15 protein-coding genes and 1 tRNA gene are annotated in these 18,656 nt (G+C 63.6%); 8 read left to right on the top strand and 8 right to left on the bottom strand.

Annotation, left to right across the window (positions count from 1 at the left end; all coding sequences use genetic code 11):
- Positions 1 to 570: 570 nt before the first annotated feature.
- The 3 genes from U4Y90_RS03515 to pepN all read right to left on the bottom strand — a co-directional run bounded on the left by U4Y90_RS03515 (position 571) and on the right by pepN (position 4,629).
- Positions 571 to 646 (bottom strand) — tRNA-Thr (locus U4Y90_RS03515).
- Between the two features lie 82 nt (positions 647 to 728).
- The gene (locus U4Y90_RS03510; protein ID WP_321792210.1) at positions 729 to 1,748 is read right to left on the bottom strand and encodes a class 1 fructose-bisphosphatase; all 1,020 of its coding nucleotides are present in this window, start codon (positions 1,746 to 1,748) and stop codon (positions 729 to 731) included.
- Positions 1,749 to 1,911: 163 nt separating this feature from the next.
- On the bottom strand, positions 1,912 to 4,629 hold the full coding sequence (gene pepN, locus U4Y90_RS03505; RefSeq protein ID WP_321792208.1) for an aminopeptidase N: 2,718 nt from the start codon (positions 4,627 to 4,629) through the stop codon (positions 1,912 to 1,914).
- Between the two features lie 224 nt (positions 4,630 to 4,853).
- On the opposite strand from pepN, the gene U4Y90_RS03500 reads away from it, so the two are divergent.
- The 8 genes from U4Y90_RS03500 (at position 4,854) to U4Y90_RS03465 (ending at position 13,045) form a co-directional block, all read left to right on the top strand.
- Positions 4,854 to 5,570, top strand: coding sequence for a DUF4136 domain-containing protein (locus U4Y90_RS03500; protein WP_321792206.1), 717 nt, complete (start codon positions 4,854 to 4,856; stop codon positions 5,568 to 5,570).
- A 209-nt stretch (positions 5,571 to 5,779) separates the two neighbouring features.
- The gene (locus tag U4Y90_RS03495) at positions 5,780 to 6,478 is read left to right on the top strand and encodes a CDP-alcohol phosphatidyltransferase family protein (RefSeq protein ID WP_321792204.1); all 699 of its coding nucleotides are present in this window, start codon (positions 5,780 to 5,782) and stop codon (positions 6,476 to 6,478) included.
- Complete coding sequence (locus tag U4Y90_RS03490) at positions 6,475 to 7,287, top strand: 2OG-Fe(II) oxygenase (RefSeq protein WP_321792202.1); 813 nt, start codon at positions 6,475 to 6,477, stop codon at positions 7,285 to 7,287. Before U4Y90_RS03495 ends, U4Y90_RS03490 begins: the two co-directional genes overlap by 4 nt.
- The gene (locus tag U4Y90_RS03485; protein ID WP_321792200.1) at positions 7,284 to 8,300 is read left to right on the top strand and encodes a flippase-like domain-containing protein; all 1,017 of its coding nucleotides are present in this window, start codon (positions 7,284 to 7,286) and stop codon (positions 8,298 to 8,300) included. Before U4Y90_RS03490 ends, U4Y90_RS03485 begins: the two co-directional genes overlap by 4 nt.
- Before the next feature lie 24 nt (positions 8,301 to 8,324).
- On the top strand, positions 8,325 to 9,125 hold the full coding sequence (locus U4Y90_RS03480; protein ID WP_321792198.1) for a phosphocholine cytidylyltransferase family protein: 801 nt from the start codon (positions 8,325 to 8,327) through the stop codon (positions 9,123 to 9,125).
- A complete protein-coding gene (gene aepX, locus U4Y90_RS03475; protein WP_321792196.1) occupies positions 9,122 to 10,819 on the top strand; it encodes a phosphoenolpyruvate mutase in 1,698 nt (565 codons plus the stop codon). Before U4Y90_RS03480 ends, aepX begins: the two co-directional genes overlap by 4 nt.
- Complete coding sequence (aepY, locus tag U4Y90_RS03470) at positions 10,812 to 11,981, top strand: phosphonopyruvate decarboxylase (protein WP_321792194.1); 1,170 nt, start codon at positions 10,812 to 10,814, stop codon at positions 11,979 to 11,981. The genes aepX and aepY overlap by 8 nt, the downstream gene beginning before the upstream one ends.
- Positions 11,981 to 13,045 (top strand): 2-aminoethylphosphonate aminotransferase, encoded by a 1,065-nt coding sequence (locus tag U4Y90_RS03465; protein ID WP_321792192.1) that lies wholly within the window; start codon positions 11,981 to 11,983, stop codon positions 13,043 to 13,045. Before aepY ends, U4Y90_RS03465 begins: the two co-directional genes overlap by 1 nt.
- Here U4Y90_RS03465 and U4Y90_RS03460 read toward each other — a convergent pair.
- The 5 genes from U4Y90_RS03460 to xdhC form a co-directional block, all read right to left on the bottom strand.
- Positions 13,042 to 13,476, bottom strand: coding sequence for a hypothetical protein (locus U4Y90_RS03460; RefSeq protein ID WP_321792190.1), 435 nt, complete (start codon positions 13,474 to 13,476; stop codon positions 13,042 to 13,044). The genes U4Y90_RS03465 and U4Y90_RS03460 overlap by 4 nt on opposite strands.
- A 149-nt stretch (positions 13,477 to 13,625) precedes the next feature.
- Positions 13,626 to 14,954, bottom strand: coding sequence for a guanine deaminase (gene guaD / locus U4Y90_RS03455; RefSeq protein ID WP_321792188.1), 1,329 nt, complete (start codon positions 14,952 to 14,954; stop codon positions 13,626 to 13,628).
- Between the two features lie 29 nt (positions 14,955 to 14,983).
- Positions 14,984 to 16,354, bottom strand: coding sequence for an NCS2 family permease (locus U4Y90_RS03450; protein ID WP_321792186.1), 1,371 nt, complete (start codon positions 16,352 to 16,354; stop codon positions 14,984 to 14,986).
- A gap of 9 nt (positions 16,355 to 16,363) precedes the next feature.
- A complete protein-coding gene (locus U4Y90_RS03445) occupies positions 16,364 to 17,386 on the bottom strand; it encodes an adenosine deaminase (RefSeq protein ID WP_321792184.1) in 1,023 nt (340 codons plus the stop codon).
- A 41-nt stretch (positions 17,387 to 17,427) separates the two neighbouring features.
- Entirely contained in the window at positions 17,428 to 18,444 is a 1,017-nt protein-coding gene (gene xdhC, locus U4Y90_RS03440) for a xanthine dehydrogenase accessory protein XdhC (RefSeq protein ID WP_321792182.1), read from the bottom strand.
- Positions 18,445 to 18,656: the final 212 nt, after the last annotated feature.

Raw genomic sequence — 18,656 nt, 5'->3', positions numbered from 1 at the left:
GCCGAAATACGAAATACGGTTTCCTCTATAAATGCGTTATCGGTTTGCGACGGCTTCGGCTTGAGTTCTGCCGGCGCACCTTCTGGCTCAACGCATGATCGTTCGTGTTCGGACCGAGAAACGTCGGTAATTGCTTGCCGGCCCTCAATTCGATTGCTGCAAAAAGTACGATTTATAGGCTTCTCGATAGCTGCTCGCCGAGCCGCGTCCAGACTGGCTCCGCAAGAGAGCGACCATCGCGCACTTAAACTGTAGCTTTTCCTCTATGGATATAACGATACCGGGAAACCAGCGTTGACGCTTGATGGTGCAGAGCGGAAAATGGCTTGTTGTTGTACGAAAGCGCACATATAAGACGAAACAGGCGCGCGGAGAGTGGGATCGTGAAATCGCTGATGCTGATTTCGAATTTGAACCGCAATCCTGTGTACGACGTCAGCGACCGTTTCAAATGCGCGAACGTTCAGGGAACGGCAGACCATAAGGGTCGAATCGCGTTTTCGAGGCGCCAAAGCAAAAACCCGCGACACTTGCGTGATCGCGGGTTTTTTAAAATTGCCTGAATCTCGTTGGTGCCGGAAAGAGGAATCGAACCCCCGACCTTCGCATTACGAATGCGCTGCTCTACCGTCTGAGCTATTCCGGCTCCATTGTTGCGTTCGTTTAGTTCGTCAGCAACGAAGAAGTGAGATTATGCAGAGCCTTTCTAGCTTTGGCAATACCTAAGATCAATTTTTCTTATCAAGGTGGTAGCGGGTTACACGGTCCACTTCGCTCTTCGAGCCGAGGAAGACCGCCACGCGCTGATGCAGGCTCGTCGGAACGATATCGAGGATACGTTGCTCGCCGTTCGTCGCAGCGCCCCCCGCCTGCTCGACGATGAACGACATCGGATTCGCCTCGTACATCAGGCGCAGCTTGCCGGGCTTCGACGGATCGCGCTTGTCGGCCGGATACATGAAGATGCCGCCACGATTCAGGATCCGATGCACGTCCGCGACCATCGATGCGATCCAGCGCATGTTGAAGTCTTCCTTGCGCGCACCGTCCTTGCCCGCGTTGAGTTCGCCGATGTACTGCTGCACCGGCTCGTACCAGTGACGGATATTCGATGCGTTGATCGCGTATTCGCGCGTCTCGACAGGGATCTTCATGTCGCGCTGCGTGAGCACCCACGAGCCGAGTTCGCGATCGAGCGTGAAGCAGTTCACGCCGTGGCCGGTCGTGAGCACGAGCACGGTTTGCGGCCCGTACACCGCATAGCCCGCGGCCACTTGCTGCGATCCGGGCTGCATGAACGCCTGCTCGGTCGGCTCCTCGCCGTCCGGGCAACGCAGCACCGAGAAGATCGTGCCGATCGACACGTTCACGTCGATGTTCGACGAGCCGTCGAGCGGATCGAATGTCAGCAGGTAATTGCCCTTCGGATAGCGGTTGGGAATCGGGAAGATCTTTTCCATTTCCTCCGATGCCATCGCGGCCAGGTTGCCGCCCCATTCGTTGGCTTCGAGCAGGATTTCGTTCGAGAGCACGTCGAGCTTTTTCTGCACTTCGCCCTGGACGTTCTCGCTGCCGGCCGAGCCGAGCGCCTCGCCCAGCGCGCCCTTGCTCACGTGATAGCTGATCTGCTTGCACGCGCGCGCGACGACTTCGATCAAAAGACGCAGGTCGGCCGGCAGGTTCTGGTGTTCACGCTGCTGCTCGATCAGGTATTTCGAGAGCGTGGTGCGGCTGGAGATGGAGGACATGCTGGGGCTCCGTGAGCGTTAGACGAATATTCACGATTCTAACCGCTCGACCCGGCTCCTCCATGTGACAGCGACCGACGGCATCCGCCATAAGCGAGAACGGCGGCCGCGCGAGGTTTTCGCGCGGCCGCCGCCAAACAGAAAAACTCTGACGAATTAGCGCTTAAGCCGCGAGCGCTTTCTCGACCACTTCACGCACGTCGCGCGACTTCGCCTTCGACGCGACTTCGCTCAACGCCGCGTGCATCTTCTCGCGCAGTTGCGGGGTGAAGCGGCGCCACAGTTCGAGTCCGCGTGCGAGACGCGCCGCGACTTGCGGATTGAGCGCGTCGAGCGCGATCACCTGTTCGGCCCAGAACGCGTAGCCGGAGCCGTCGGCGGCGTGGAACTGCGCCGGATTGCCGCTGCAGAAGCTGAAAATCAGCGAGCGCGCGCGGTTCGGGTTTTTGATGTTGAACGCCTGATGCTGCATCAGCTTGCGCACGATCTCGATCACCTTGCGATCAGGCCCGCCGCGCTGCGTCGCCTGAAGCGCGAACCACTTGTCGATGACGAGCGCCTCGTTCTCGAAGCGGAGATAGAAATCCGCCAGCGCCGCCTCCGCGACGATCGCGTCCGCGCCCTTCGTCGCACTCGCGAGCAGGAGCGCCGCGAGCGCCGCCGAGCGATCGGTCATGTTGTTGGCGGCGTCGTACTGCGCCTGCGCGAGCTTGACTGCGTCGCGCGGGTCGTCGAGCTGGCTCAGATAGGCGAGCGAGAGATTCTTCAGCCCGCGCTTGCCGGCGTCTTCCGGCGCCGGACGATACTCGCCCGGCGTGCGGTTCGCTTCGTAGGTCGCGAGCCACTTGTCGCGCAATTGCGACGCGAGACGGCGGCTCATGAAAACGCGCGCGGCGTGCACGGCGGCCGGATCGGACACGGTCATCTGCTCGGCGAGATAGCTCTCCGAGGGGAGCATCAGCGCGAGTTCGCGGAAGGCGGGCGTGAGCGTGGCGTCGTCGAGCACGCGGGCGAACGCGGCGATCACCTGATCGTCGATGGCGAGCGTTTCGCCCTTGGCCGCGCGCTCGGCGAGCGACAGCAGCTCGCGCGTGGCGAGGCGCTGGCCGGCTTCCCAGCGGTTGAACGGATCGCTGTCGTGCGCGAGCAGGAACGCGAGTTCATCGTTCGTATAGTCGAATTCGACGATCACCGGCGCCGAGAAATTGCGCAGCAGCGAAGGCAGCGGCGCTTCGTTCACGTCGACGAATGTGAACGACTGCTCGCGCTCCGTGAACTCGAGCACGCGCGTCGTGCCGTTCGGCTCCTTCTCGCCTTCGAGACGCAGCGGCAAATCCATGCCGTTCCGCCCGATCAGGCCGACCGAGAACGGAATCAGCAGCGAACCCTTCTGCGTTTCGCGCGCCGCTTCGGACGCGTCGCCATAACCCTGCGCGAGCGTCAGCGTGTAGCGCCGGTTCGCGGCGTCGTAATTCGCGCGCACCGACACGCGCGGCGTGCCCGCCTGGCTGTACCAGCGCTCGAACTGCGCGAGATCGCGATGATTCGCGTCGGCGAGCGCCTGGCGGAAGTCGTCGCAGGTCACGGCCTGGCCGTCGAATCGCTTGAAATAAAGGTCCATGCCGCGCCGGAAGCCATCGCGGCCGAACAGCGTCTGATACATCCGCACGACTTCCGAGCCTTTCTCGTAGACGGTCATCGTGTAGAAGTTGTTGATCTCGACGTAGCTCTCCGGGCGAACGGGATGCGCCATCGGGCCGGCATCTTCGGCAAACTGCATCTGACGCAGCACGCGCACGTCTTCGATGCGTTTGGTCGCGCGCGCGGCGGCGCTCGCGGCGCCTTCGACATCGCCCGCGGCCATGTCGGCGGAAAATTCCTGATCGCGGAACACAGTCAGGCCTTCCTTGAGGCTCAACTGGAACCAGTCGCGGCAGGTCACGCGGTTGCCGGTCCAGTTATGGAAGTACTCGTGGCCGACCACTGCCTCGATATTGGAGAAATCCGTGTCGGTCGCGGTTTCGGGATTCGCCAGCACATACTTCGTGTTGAAGATGTTGAGGCCCTTGTTTTCCATCGCGCCCATGTTGAAGTCGCTCACCGCGACGATCATGAAGCGGTCCAGATCCAGCTCCAGCCCGAAACGCTTTTCGTCCCAGCGGATCGAGTTGATGAGCGAATCCATCGCGTGACGGGTCTTGTCGAGATCGTGCGGTTCGACCCAGACCTGCAGCAGTTTCTCCTTGCCCGAACCGGACTCGATGCGCTCCTCGATGCACACGAGCTTGCCCGCGACCAGTGCGAACAGATAGCTCGGCTTCTTGAACGGGTCTTCCCATTTGGCGAAGTGGCGGCCATCGGGCAAATCGCCTTCCTCGATAAGATTGCCGTTCGACAGCAGCACCGGACACGCGCTTTTGTCGGCGCGCAGCGTGACGACGTAGGTGGCCATCACATCGGGGCGATCGAGGAAGTAGGTGATGCGCCGGAAGCCCTCGGCCTCGCACTGCGTGAAGAAGTTGCCGCTGGAGACATATAGTCCGGAGAGCGTCGTGTTCTCGGCCGGATTGCAGGTGCTCTCGATGCTAAGCTCGAAGGCATCCGCAGGAATATTGCCGATGGACAGTCCGCTTTCGTGAACGCGGACATCCGCGTGCGCCACGCCGTCGATCGTCGCGCTCACGAATTCGAGCTGCTCGCCCATCAACTCGAGGCGCGAGGCGTCGCCCCGGGCGTCGGGGTTGCGGCGCAGCTTCATCGTGTTCTTCACGACCGTTCGCGATGGCACGAGATCGAACTCGAGCGCGACGGAGTCGATCAGGAAGGCGGGCGGCGTGTAGTCCTGGCGGCGAATCACAGCGGATGCGGTCGTGGTAGACATGGCAAGATCTTCATGTTTGGATTGAACGGCGCCGGCGTTTCAGGTCGGGCGCCTCGCGCGCACCGACGCGTGCGCGCCTGGTCGAGCCATTGTACAAGCCGCCCGGAGATCGTGAATCGGGCGACGCCACGCGTCGTGGAACCCACAAAACAAGGACGTCGCCCGGCGCGGCAGGGCGGTGCCGTCTATAACCGAAAAGGGTGCTCAACGTAGTGAGGATGACCATGAATTTCCCGATCAAGGCGCTCGTCAGATGGGCGCTGATATTGGCGGCGATGTGGCTCGCCGGCTGCACGACCTACGTGCAGACGCAAGTCACCGCCTTCTCCGACTGGAGCGGCAGCGACGCGACACGCACCTACGCGTTCGCGCGCAATGGCGAGCAGCAGAACAGCATCGAGCAGACGACCTACGAGACGCTCATCGCCGGCGAGCTCGCGAAGTACAACTTCCGTCAGGCGCCCGAGTCGAGCGCCAATTATCAGATCGCGATCGCCTATTCGGTGCGTGGCGACATGATGATCGTGCGTCAGCCGGTCTACTACGATCCGTGGCCGATGTACGGCGGTCCCTGGGGTGGTCCGTGGGGCAGACCGTGGGGCGGCTGGGGGCCATACGGCCCGTGGGGCCCGACGGGTTACGTCGACCAGAGCTATCCGGTCTACATCCACGCGCTGCAGATCCGCATGAACGACCGTAAGACCGGTCGCGAGGCCTACAAGGTGACGGCGGTCAATTCGACGGGCGATCCATCGCTCTATCAGGCGATGCCTTATCTCGTGCGCAGCGCGCTCGCGGACTTCCCGCTCGGCAACGGCACGGTGCGCACGGTGACGCTGCCGGTGGACCAGAACGGCGGCATCTCGAACGAAACGGCGGCGTCGGCGGGCGCGAACGAGCGCAACGCGACGCCGGTGCCGGCGGGCAAGACCGTCGATTGAGCGGGGCACGATGCGGCGGCCGCGAGCGGTCGCATCGTGGTCGGGCAGGGCGCCGGAAATTATTGCCGGAGCACACCGGATGCGATTCTTTGCACGGCCTCGAAAAAAGTTTCAAAAACGCTCGGTGGCCTTGACTCGACAGGGAATTATCGCCGCGACCCGGGGCCGCAATATATGCAGCTTCGGCGAATTAGCGATATATTTCGAGGATGACAAAATCGTGTCCGCCCAATCCTAAAGCCGTTCCCGAGCCCACCACATGGGATGCGCGGCTCGCACGCCGCCTCGTCACGCCGCTGGTCGGCACTCCGGTAACGCCCAATCACCTGACCACGTTGCGCCTCGCCATCGGTCTGGCCGGGGCGTATTATTTGTCGCTCGGTCAGTTCTGGATGTGCACGCTCGGCGCGCTGCTTATCGCGTTGTCGAATTTCGTCGATCACACCGATGGCGAGCTCGCGCGCATCAGTGGACAGTCCAGCAAGATTGGCCATTTCTATGACCTCGCGTGCGACGCGCTCGTGACCGTGCTGCTATTCGTCGGCATCGGGTTTTACGTCGCCGTGCATCACCCGTCGATGATCGTGCCCGCGCAATGGCTCGGCGGGATCGCGGGCGTGGCGGTTGCGCTCATCTTCTTCCTGCGCATGCGTATCGAGTCGATGGTCGGCAAATCGGGCACCAAGCAGGCGTCGATGGCCGGTTTCGAAACGGAAGACGTGCTGTATCTGCTGCCAGCGGTGACCATCCTGAACGGCATGACGCCGTTTCTGATCGCCGCGGCGATCGGCGCGCCGCTCTTCGCCATTTACGTCGCGGTGGACTATCAGCGCGTCACTGCCCAGTTGAAGCGCCGCGCGCAGTCGACCCATGCAAAAGACGACAAAGACTTCCAGGCGGTGAGATGAGCGATACGGCAACTCCGGACAGCATACAGATTCAGCCGGCTGAGACGGCAGCGGACGCGCGCCCGTCGAAGCGCGACATCGATTCGACGATGCACGCGCGCTTTTCCGCGCTGCAAACGCCGAAGCTGCGCGACGAATACGACCGGCAGGGCTCGTTTCTCTATATAGAAGACTTCCTGCCGCGCGATTACACCGAGCGCCTGATCGCCGCCGTGCACGACGTGATGCCGTCCGTGAACCGCAACTATCTGCCGGGTCACAAGGCGGGCGGCAGCGTGAGCCGTCACACGCTCGACAAGCTCGCGCCGTTCATCGCGGATCTGTATCGCTCGGAAGCGCTCATCAAGTGGCTGGAGGCGATCACCGGCGACAAGCTGCAACTCTCGCCGGAAGACGATCCGCACGCCTACGCGCTCTACTTCTACACGAAGCCGGGCGATCACATCGGCTGGCACTACGACACGTCGTACTACGAAGGCCGCCGCTATACGCTGCTGCTCGGCGTCATCGACGATTCGTCCTGCAAGCTCGACTACGAACTGCACACGAAGACGCCCGGAATTCCCGATCAACCGGGCTCGGTGCAATATCCGCCCGGCGCGTTCGTGTTCTTCGATGGCGACAAGCTGCGCCATCGCGTCACGCCGCTCGGCGAAAACGAGATGCGCGTGTCGCTCACGTTCGAGTACGTGACGAACCCCAACATGCGTCCGTTCCAGCGCTTCATCTCGAACATGAAGGACTCGATCGCGTATTTCGGGTTCAGACAGGTCTTTCGCCGCAAGGGCGGCAAGACCGGACGGGCATGAGCCGCGCGGGGACATTCCTGCTGTCGGTCGGCGTGGTGCTGTTCATCGCGCTGCTCGGCTGGCAAGGCTTCGGTTCGGTCGCATCGACGCTGGCCGCGGCCGGCTGGGGCCTCGTCGCGGTCGCGGCCTTTCACTTCGTGCCCCTCGTGATCGATGCCGGCGCGATCAGCGTGCTCTTCTCCGACAAGGAGCGCGACGTTTCCCTGCGCGATGCGTTGCTCGCGCGCTGGGCCGGTGAATCGGTAAACAGCCTGATGCCCGCCGGCCAGATCGGCGGCCCGATGCTGATGGTCCGCTATCTCGCGCAGCGCGGCATGCGCGCGCGCGATGCCGCCGCCGTCATCACCGTTAGCACGACGATGCAGACCGTCGCGCAACTGATCTTCGCGCTGATCGGCGTCGTGCTGCTGACGGGGTATGCGGCGGGCGGCTCGTCGTCGAGCCTGACGATCGCCGTGCTCGCGGTGATCGGCGTGATCGGTCTCATGATCTTCGGTTTCTATCTCGCGCAGCGGCGCGGTCTATTCGGCCGTGCGATGCGCTTCGCGTCCGGCATCGCCGCGAAATTCTCGGCGAAGCGCGACTGGTCGTCGCTCGTTACGCGCGCCGAAGCCGTCGACGCCGCCGTCCACGAGATGTATCGCGAGCGCGGCAAGGTGGCGTCGAGCTTCGGCTTGAGTCTCGTCGGCTGGATCGTCGGCACGGGCGAAGTGTGGCTCGCGCTGCATCTGCTCGGCCATCCGGTCGGCTGGGCGGAAGCCTTGCTGCTCGAGAGTCTCGGCCAGGCGATTCGCGGCGCGGCCTTCGCCATTCCCGGCTCGCTCGGCGTGCAGGAAGGCGGCTATCTGCTGCTCGCGCGTCTGGTCGGCCTGCCGCCCGAAGCCGCACTCGCGCTGTCGCTCGCCAAGCGCGCGCGCGAGTTGCTGCTCGGCGTGCCGGGCATCGTCTATCTGCATTTCGTTGAAAAAGGCTGGCAGCGCCGCCGTCTCGCGCGCGTGCCGGATATCGACTGACCCACCCACGAAGGGAACTCAAGCATGCGCGCAATTATTCTTGCGGCCGGGATGGGCTTGCGCCTCGTTCAGCCCGAAGGCCAGCAAAAGCCGAAATGTCTGTTGCGCTTTGGTGACAATTCGGGCGACGCCTCGCTGCTCGAACGTCATCTCCACTTTTTGAAGGCTGCCGGCGTCGATGAAGTCGTCTTCGTGACGGGCTTCAAGACCGAGCAGATCGAAGCGGAGCTCGCATCGATCGACTGGAAGCCGAAGACCGAAATCGTCGTCAACGAAGAATTCTCGCTCGGCAGCGTGCTGTCCGTGCACACCGCGCGCGATGCGATGACGCGCGGCGGCGATGTCCTCTTGATGGACGCCGACGTACTCTACGACGAACGTATCTTCGAGCCGCTCGTCGCGGGCGGCTCGGTGAATCGCCTGTTGATCGACCGCGACTTCGAAGCCGGCGACGAGCCGGTGAAGCTGTGCGTCGAGAGCGGCGTGCCGGTCGAGCTGCGCAAGCAGGTCGCGGCGGGGCTGAAGTACGATACGATCGGCGAATCGGTCGGCTTCTTCCGTTTCGATGAAAAGACCGCCACGCGCCTTGCCGAAATCTGCGCCGACTATGTGGCGACCGGCCGCGCCAAGATGCCGCACGAAGAAGCGGTGCGCGACCTGTTGCTCGAGAACTTGCACAATCCTTCCCACGTGTTCGATATCGCCGATGTGACCGGCGCGCCGTGGATCGAAATCGATTTTCAGAACGACGTGAAGCGCGCGGCGGACGATGTGCTGCCACAGTTGAACGCGCTGCGTCAGTTTGCAGGAGCATCGCAACAATGAACGCACCCACACAAATCCCCGTCGGCTACTCGCGCACGCTGCGCCTGCGCGAGATGCTGCAAAGCAATCGCCTCGAATTCCTGATGGAAGCGCACAACGGCATTTCGGCGCGCATCGCGAGGGAAGCGGGCTTCAAGGCGATCTGGGGCTCGGGCCTGTCGATCTCCGCGCAGTTCGGCGTGCGCGACAACAACGAGGCGAGCTGGACGCAGGTCGTCGACAACCTCGAATTCATGGCCGACGCGAGCGATCTGCCGATTCTTCTCGATGGCGACACCGGCTACGGCAACTTCAACAACGTGCGCCGTCTCGTGAGGAAGCTGGAGCAGCGCGGCATCGCGGGCGTGTGCATCGAGGACAAGCAGTTCCCGAAGACCAACAGCTTCATCAACGGCGAAGCGCAGCCGCTCGCGGATATCGACGAATTCTGCGGCAAGATCAAGGCCGGCAAGGATTCGCAAAGCGATCCGAATTTCTCGATCGTCGCGCGCGTGGAAGCGTTGATCGCGGGCTGGGGCATGGAAGAAGCGCTGAAGCGGGCCGAGGCTTATCGCCAGGCGGGCGCGGACGCGATCCTGATCCACAGCAAGCTGTCGAAGCCCGACGAAATTCTGACGTTCGCACGCGAATGGGCCGGCCGCGGGCCGCTCGTCATCGTGCCGACGAAGTACTACAGCACGCCGACCGATGCGTTCCGGCAGGCGGGCATCAGCTGCGTGATCTGGGCGAATCATCTGATTCGCGGCGCGGTATCGGCGATGCAGGCGATCGCGAAGGAAATTCATGACAGCGAGACGCTCGTCAACGTGGAGGACCGCATCGCGTCGGTGAACGAAATTTTCCGTTTGCAAGATGCGGACGAGTACTCCGCCGCCGAGAACATCTATCTGAGCGCGGCCAACGAGAAGCGCAGCGCGATCGTGCTCGCCGCGAGCCGCGGCGCGGGACTCGAAGCGCTGACCGAGGAGCGCCCGAAGGTAATGCTGCCGGTCGCGGGCAAGCCGCTCCTGCGTCATCTCGTCGAGGCGTTCAAGAAGGAAAACATCAACGACATCACCGTCGTCGGCGGATATCGCGCCGATGCCATCGAGAAGGGCGGCATCCGTCTCGTCGTCAACGAGAAGCACGAATCGACGGGCGAACTCGCGTCGCTCGCGTGCGCGGTACGGCACATGAACGGCGATACCGTGATCTCCTACGGCGATCTGCTGTTCCGCAGCTATATCCTGCGCGATCTGGTCGAATCGGACAGTGATTTTTGCATTGTCGTCGATTCGTCGAAGGCGCCGCAGTCGGGCGCGGGCGCGACCGACTTCGCGTACTGCTCGACCGCCGACGATCGTGCGCTCTTCGGCCAGAAAGTGTGGCTCGAAAGCGTGGTCGGCGCGGGGCATTCGCTCGACGGGACGCGCGCGCCGCAAGGCCGCTGGATGGGTCTCGTCAAGGTGCGCGCGGGTGCGCGGGAGCGTCTGCTCGCGACGCTCGGCACGCTGCAACAGCGCGCCGATTTCGACCAGCTCGACACCGCCGCGCTGCTCAACGCGCTGATCGCCGACGGTCAGAAGATCGAAGTGCAATACGTGCATGGCCACTGGCGCGGCGTGAACGATCTCGACGATTTCCGTCGCGCCGGCGATTTCGCGCACGGTCAGACGCCGATCGGTTCGGAAGGCACGGAGAACGCGCGTGATTGAGGCCGCCCAGTTCGTCGAGGCCGCGCGCGAGCGTGGTTTCGACTGGTACGCGGGCGTGCCGTGTTCGTTTCTCACGCCCTTCATCAACTACGTGCTTCAGGACGAATCGCTGCATTACGTGTCGGCGGCGAACGAGGGCGACGCGGTCGCGCTGATCGCGGGCGTCGCGTTGGGCGGCGCGAGCAGCGGTTCCGCGAAGCGTCGCGGCATCGCGATGATGCAGAACTCCGGACTCGGCAATGCGGTGAGTCCGTTGACCTCGCTCACGTGGACATTTCGCCTGCCGCAATTGCTGATCGTCACGTGGCGCGGCCAGCCGGGCGTGCATGACGAGCCGCAGCACGCGCTGATGGGCCCGATCACGCCGCAGATGCTCGAAACGATGGAGATTCCGTGGGAGCTCTTCCCGACGGAAGCCGAGCAGATCGGCCCTGCGCTCGATCGCGCGACCGCGTACATGGACAGCACGGGCCGCCCGTATGCGCTCGTCATGCAAAAGGGCAGCGTCGCGCCTTACGAGTTGAAGAAGACGGGCTTGTCGGGCGTGCGCGCGAACGCGCATCCCGCGACGGTGAAGCGCTTCGAAGGCGAGCGCGTGACGCGCCACGACGCGCTGCAAAAAGTCATCGCCAATACGCCGAAGGATTCGACCGTCGTGCTCGCATCGACGGGTTTTTGCGGCCGCGAGCTATACGCGATCGACGACCGCGAGAACCAGCTCTACCTCGTCGGCTCGATGGGCTGCGTGACGCCGATGGCGTTGGGCCTCGCGCTTTCGCGTCCGGACCTCACGGTCGTCGCGCTCGATGGCGACGGCGCCGCGCTGATGCGTATGGGCGTCTTCGCGACGCTCGGCGCCTACGGCCCGTCGAATCTCGTTCACCTGCTGCTCGATAACGGCGCGCACGAATCGACCGGCGGCCAGGCGACGGTATCGCGCGAAGTCGATTTCGCATCGATCGCGGCGGCGTGCGGCTACGCGCTCGCGCTCGACGGCGACGACATCGGCGTGATCGATCGCCTTTTCGAAGCAAAGGAGGTCGATGGCGTTCGTTTCGCGCGTCTGTCGATCAGGACCGGCACGCCCGGCGACTTGCCGCGCCCGAAGATCACGCCCGAGGACGTGCGCGCGCGTTTGCAACAACACATTGGAGGCCGTTGATGCTGCTGCTCAATCCGGGTCCTGTCACGCTGAGCGAACGCGTGCGCAAGAGCCTGCTGCAAACCGACTTGTGCCATCGCGAGCCGGAGTTCTTCGACTTGCAGGATGAAGCGCGCCGGCGTCTCGTCGCTGCTTACGAACTCGATCCGGCCGTATGGAGCGCCGTGCTGATGACAGGCTCGGGCACCGCCGCGGTCGAAAGCATGATCGCCGGGCTCGTGCCGGAAGGCGGGCGGCTGCTCGTCGTGGAAAACGGCGTGTATGGCGATCGCATCGCGCAGATCGCGCGCCAGTATCACATCGACCACGAAGTCGTGAAGTACGAGTGGATGCAGGCGCCGGACACCGACGCGATCATCGCACTGCTCGACGCGAAGAAGTTCACCCATGTCGCGATCATCCATCACGAAACGACGACCGGCCGGCTGAACACAATCGACGCGTTGTCGCGCGCGTGCGGCGAGCGCGGCATCGGCCTGTTGCTCGACGCGGTGAGCAGCTTCGGCGCCGAAGCGATCGATTTCGACGGCGGCGGCATCGCGGCGATCGCCGCGACCGCGAACAAGTGCCTGCACGGCGTGCCGGGCGCGGCGTTCGTCATCGCGAAACGCGATGCGCTCGCGAAGGCCGCGAGCCGCAACTATTACCTCGGCATCGCGCGGCTCGCCAAGCTGCAGGACGAGCGCAACACGCCGTTCACGCCGTCGGTGCATGCCTACTACGCGCTCGTCGAGGCGCTGCGCGAGTTCGAGGAGGAAGGCGGCTGGCGCGCGCGTCATCAGCGTTATGCGAAGCTCGCGGAGCAAGTGCGGGCGGGACTCGCGGCGCTCGGCATCGAAAGCGCGCTGTCGCCGGCAGAGTCGTCGGTGGTGTTGCGTGCGTATCGGCTGCCGAAAGGCGTCACGTATGAAACGCTGCACGATGCGCTCAAGGCGAAGGGCTTCGTGATCTATGCGGGGCAGGGCGGTTTGTCGAAGGAGTTGTTCCGCATTTCGACGATGGGCGCGCTCGACGCCAACGATATGGACCGGCTGATTTCGTCGTTCGTCGCATTGCTGCGCTAGGGCTTGCAGAAAATCGCCGTGATGAAGGGCGCGACGTGGTGCACCACCGCGTCGCTGCCCGCTGCGCGCACTTTTTGCGCGACTTCGTCGTCGCCGCCCCAGACGACGGCGCCGTAAGCCGCGTCCCCGATCGGTTCGCCTTTACCCTGCCTGAAGAGCGGATCGTCCTTCTGATACGCCACCAGCGCGTAGACCCTGAATCCGAACGCGGTCAGCGTCACGCCCTTCACCGCCCGGAACGCGTTGATCGAGTTCGGCTCGACGCGCATCGGCTTCTTTTCCAGCAAGTTTTTGTCCTGCAGCGGCGCGATGAAGTCGTGCGGCGTCGATTTGCAGTCGAGCTGCGCATCGAGCGCCTCGGCGTGCGCGAGCGCGCTCAGCGACGCGAGCGTAATCGGCAGAACAAAACGAATGAGCCGGAAGGCGATCATGGCGATGCATCGAACGTAACAGCCAGCACTTTAACCAGATTGCAGCAAATGTGCTCAATCAGTCGAGCGAATCGTCGCCGCTCGGGTGGCTCGCCATACGAAAACGCCCTTCGAGCGAAGGGCGTTTGTCTTACGGATTCCCGAAGACGTCAGGCCGCGAGTTCGAGCTTCGCCGTGTCACGCTGGTCGCGCGAATGCACGCGCTTGCCGGCGGCGTAGGTCTCGAACACCGCGCGGTCATCGCCGAGCAGCGCAAACGCGAACAGCAGCTCTTCGAGCGATTCCGTGCGCGCCATGCGGCGTGCGAGCAGCGGCGTCGCGTTCGGATCGAGCACGACGAAATCCGCTTCGCTGCCGGCCGCCAGCGTGCCGATCCTGTCGTCGAGTTCAAGCACCTGCGCCGCGCCCGTGGTGGCGAGCCAGAACATGCGCGTCGCGGTCAGATGATGGCCGGTGAGACGCGCGACCTTGTGCGCTTCGTTCATCGTCTGAAGCATGGAGAACGACGTGCCGCCGCCGACGTCCGTCGCGAGCGCGACCGGCATATTCGACTCGCCAGCTTTCTCGAAATCGAACAAGCCGCTGCCGAGGAACAGGTTCGACGTCGGGCAGTGCGACGCCACCGCGCCGGTTTCCGCCATGCGCTCGCGATCCTTGTCATCGAGATAGATGCAATGACCGTACACCGCGCGGCGGCGCAGCAGGCCGTAGTGGTCGTAGATGTCGAGATAGCTGCGATGCCCCGGAAAGAGGCTCTCGACCCATTTGATCTCGTCGGTGTTTTCCGCGACGTGCGTCTGGATGAAGACGTCGTTGTGCTTCTGCGCGAGCACGCCGCACGCTTCCAGTTGCGCTTCGGTGGATGTCGGCGCGAAACGCGGCGTCAGCGCGTATTGCTGACGGCCGCGCCCGTGCCAGCGCGCGATGAGCTCCGCGCTGTCGTCGTAACCGGATTGCGCGGTATCGCGCAGAAACTCGGGGCAGTTGCGATCCATCATCACCTTGCCCGCGACCATGCGCAGATTGCGCGCCTCGCTCTCGGTGAAGAACGCATCGGCGGATTGCTTGTGCACCGTGCAGTAGACGAGCGCGGTAGTCGTGCCGCAGGCGAGCAGCTCGTCGATGAAAAAGCTCGCCGTCTCGCGCGCGACCGCGGGATTCTCGAAGCCGCGCTCGGTCGGGAAGGTGTACGTGTTGAGCCACGGCAGCAGGCCCGGCGCGGGCGACGCGATCATGTCCGTCTGCGGATAGTGAATGTGCGAGTCGATGAAACCCGGCACGATCAGCTTGTCGCGCATGGTGTGGACGGTCGCGTCGGCTTCGAGTTTGTCGCGGGTCGACGCGTACGCGCCTGCCGCGACCACTTTGCCGTCCGCGACGATCAGGAGGCCGTCGGCCTCGTAGACCGCGCCGTCAGCGGCATGCGCGGGATCTTCCCGGAAGGTCAGCAACTGGGCGCGGTAGGCGGTTTGAGTCATGATGCAACGTCTCCGTTTTGTGAGGATGTCTACAACTGCGAAAGCAGTACGAGCGAAAAGGCCGCGATGATCCACATCGCCGGCTTGATTTCCTTCGCGCGGCCCGTCGCCGACTTCAGCACGACGAACGCGAGAAAACCGTACGCGACGCCATCGGTGATCGAGTAGGTCAGCGGGATCAGGATCATCGCGAGGAACGCGGGAATGGCTTCATCGAAGCGATGCCATTCGATTTGCGTGATCGCTTCCATCATGAACACGCCGACGAGCACGAGCGCGGGCGCGGTCGCGATCGCCGGCACGAGCGATAGAAGCGGCGAAAGGAACAGGAAGGGCAGGAAGCACAAACCGGCGACGACCGCGACAAGGCCCGTGCGCCCGCCCGCCGAAATGCCCGCCGCCGATTCGATATACGCGTTCGCCGGGCTCGTGCCGAGCGGCGCGGAGATGAGCGCGGAGAATGAATCGACCATCATCGACTGGCGGATGTTGCGTGGGTTGCCGTCGCGGTCGTAGAGCTTGCCCGCTTCGGAGATCGCCATGAAGGTGGACAGCGCATCGAAGAACGACGTGAACAGCATCACGAAGATGAACGGCCAGTAGATGACTTTCAGCGAACCGACCAGATCGAGCTGGCCGACCGCCGAGAAGTCCGGCGCGGCGAAGAGACCGTTCCAGTTGACGAGCGTCTTCGTCGCGATGGCGGCGGGCCAGTACGCGGTGCCGTCGCCGTAGAAGCGGCCGATCGGAATCGCGATGATCGTCGTGAACACGATGCCGAGCATCAGCGCGCCCGTCACCTTGCGCGCGACGAGTATCGTCGTGACGGCGAGGCCGACGAGGAACGTGATGACGACCGGATTCAGCGACGCCGAATGCACGATCGTGACCGGATCGCCGACGACGAACTTCGCGTTCACCAGGCCGATCAGGCTAATGAACAAGCCGATGCCGCACGACACCGCGTGCCGCAGATTCGCCGGAATCGCATCGACGACGAGCTTGCGCGCGTTGAACGCCGCGAGCACCGCGAAGATCACGCCGGACCAGAACACGCAACCGAGCGCGGTCTGCCACGGCATCTTGCCACCGTGAACCATGACGAACGCGAAAAGCGCGTTCATGCCCATGCCGGGCGCGACGAGCACCGGATTGCGGGCGTAGAGGCCCATCGCGCAACTGCCGAGAAAACTGACGATGACCGTGGCCGTCAACGCCGCCGGAAACGGCACGCCAGCCGCCGACAGAATGCCCGGATTGACGACGATGATGTACATCGCCGTGAGGAACGTCGTGATGCCCGCGACAACTTCGGTCTTCGTGCGGGAGCCCGCTGCGCGAATGCCGAAAAAGCGTTCGAGGGCGGTGCTGTCTTGTTGTGTTGTTGCTGTTGTTTCCATCGTGCTTGCTTACTGTTTCCAGTGATGATCCAGGCGCGCGATCATTGCGTCGCGTTCTTCTTCGGTGACGAAAGAGGCTTCGAGACTGTTCTTCAACAGCGTGTAGACCTCGTGATCGGTGAGCTTCAATGCATCGACGATCGCGAAGTAGTTCGCGTTGACGTAGCCGCCGAAATAGGCGGGATCGTCGGAATTGATCATCACCGCGACGCCCTGGTCGAGCAGATCCTTCAGCGTGTGCTTGGTCATGTCGTCGAACACGCAAAGCTTCAGGTTCGACAGCGGGCACACGGTCAGCGCGATGCGTGAATCAGCGAGACGCGCGACGAGCGCCGCATCCTCGATACTGCGCACGCCATGATCGACGCGATCCACTTTCAGCAGATCGAGCGCTTCGTAGACATACGAAGGCGGCCCTTCTTCACCCGCATGCGCGACGAGCTTCAGCCCGCGCTCGCGCGCCTTCGCGAACACGCGCTCGAATTTCGACGGCGGATGACCGCGCTCCGACGAATCCAGCCCGACGCCGATCAGCCGATGCGCGTACTGGTCGAAAAGGGGCAGGGCGCTTTCATAAGTCGCGAGCGCGTCTTCTTCCGAAAGGTGGCGCAGGAAACAGAGAATCAGCTTGCTCGACAGGCCGCGCTTCTCACCATCGGCGAGCGCGGCATCGATGCCCGCGACGACGGTTTCGATCGATACGCCGCGTTCCGTGTGCGTCTGCGGATCGAAGAAGATTTCCGCGTGCGCGACGTGATCCGCGAGCGCGCGTTCGACATAGGCCATCGTCATGTCGTAGAAATCCTGCTCCGTGAGCAGCACGCTCGCGCCCGCGTAGTAGATGTCGAGGAACGATTGCAGGTCGGTGAATGCGTAGGCCGCGCGCAGCGCATCGATGGAGTCGTATGCGAGCTTCACGTTGTTGCGCTTCGCGAGCTCGAAGATCAGCTCCGGTTCGAGCGACCCTTCGATATGGATATGCAGCTCGGCTTTGGGCGCGCGCGCAATCTTGTCGGCGAGTGTGGGGTTCATTTGGGCTTTTGAGTGATGGGGCTACGGTTTTCGCCTGTGGGTCAGGCGGTCTGTTGCGACGACGCGTGGCTCGAAGCGTTGGCTTCGACCGCTTGCAGCAGTTGGGCTGCCGCTGCAACGGCGATCACTTCGGGCGCTTTATCGACGATGCCGTCGATGCCGATCGGACACACCATCCGCGCGATGCGCGCCGGGTCGATGCCACGCGCCGCGAGCCGATGCTCGAACTGCTTCTTCTTCGTGAACGAGCCGATCATGCCGAAGAAGGCAAAGTCGCCGCGTCGAAGAATGCATTCGGCGAGCGCGAGATCCACCGTGTGGTTATGCGTCATCACGAGGTAGTACGCGTTGGGTGGCGCGCGGTCGACGGCTTCGTCCGGCGCGTCGTTCGGCTCGATCGTCACGTTATCCGGCACGAACTGCGGCGCGGGAAACGCGGCGTCGCGCTCGTCGACCCAGGTCACGTGACAGGGCAGCGTCGCGAGCACGCGCACGAGCGCCGCTCCGACGTGGCCCGCGCCGAACAGCACGACCTGGAAGTCGCGCGGCGCGATGGTTTCGGTCAGGAGCGCGCCGCTTTCCGCGAACCCGGCGCCGTCCCACAGGAGGCAGTCGGGGTCGCTCGCGCCGGGTTCCGGATCGGAGAGCATGACGGCATCGGGCATGGGCGCGAACGAAACGCTGCGCACGGTCGACAGACCCTGTGCGGTGCGCTTCGCGAGCGACGTCACCCAGTTGAGATCCGCCACATCGAGCCGCTCGAACGCGAGCACGACCGCGCCGCCGCAGCACTGGCCGAGACTCGGACCGAGCGCGAAACGCTCGAGCCGTCTCATGCGCGGGCTGCGCATGCCCTCCTTCAGCACTTGCCGTGCGGTTTCGACGGCCTTCCATTCCAGATGGCCGCCGCCGATCGTATAGCGCGCATCCTCGCGCGTGACGATCATCTTCGTGCCCGGCTCGCGCGGCGCGGAGCCTTCGACACGCGCGACCGTCACGAGCACGACGGCGTCGCCGTGCGCGAGCAGGTGTTGCAGGTCGTTCAGCCAAACTTGCATCGAGTGAGCTCCAGAGTTGATCGTGTTTGCGTGAGTCGTGCGCGCCGTTTGCGTCGTCGCAGGCGTTAGTTTACCGGGCGATTTATCGGGCGACGGAGATCGCTTCGGACGCGAAAGCGCGGCGGCGCATCGGCCGATGAGGGAATCGCAGGGAAGACGAATTCGCGCGCGCATGCGCGGGCGAAGAAAAATCGGGCGGGACGCCGAAGGAA

Origin of the sequence: Caballeronia sp. J97 (assembly GCF_905220305.1) — a bacterium.
Taxonomy (GTDB): domain Bacteria; phylum Pseudomonadota; class Gammaproteobacteria; order Burkholderiales; family Burkholderiaceae; genus Caballeronia.
The sequence above is the reverse complement of the archived record's forward strand: the minus strand, read 5'-3'. Positions and strand labels throughout refer to the sequence as shown.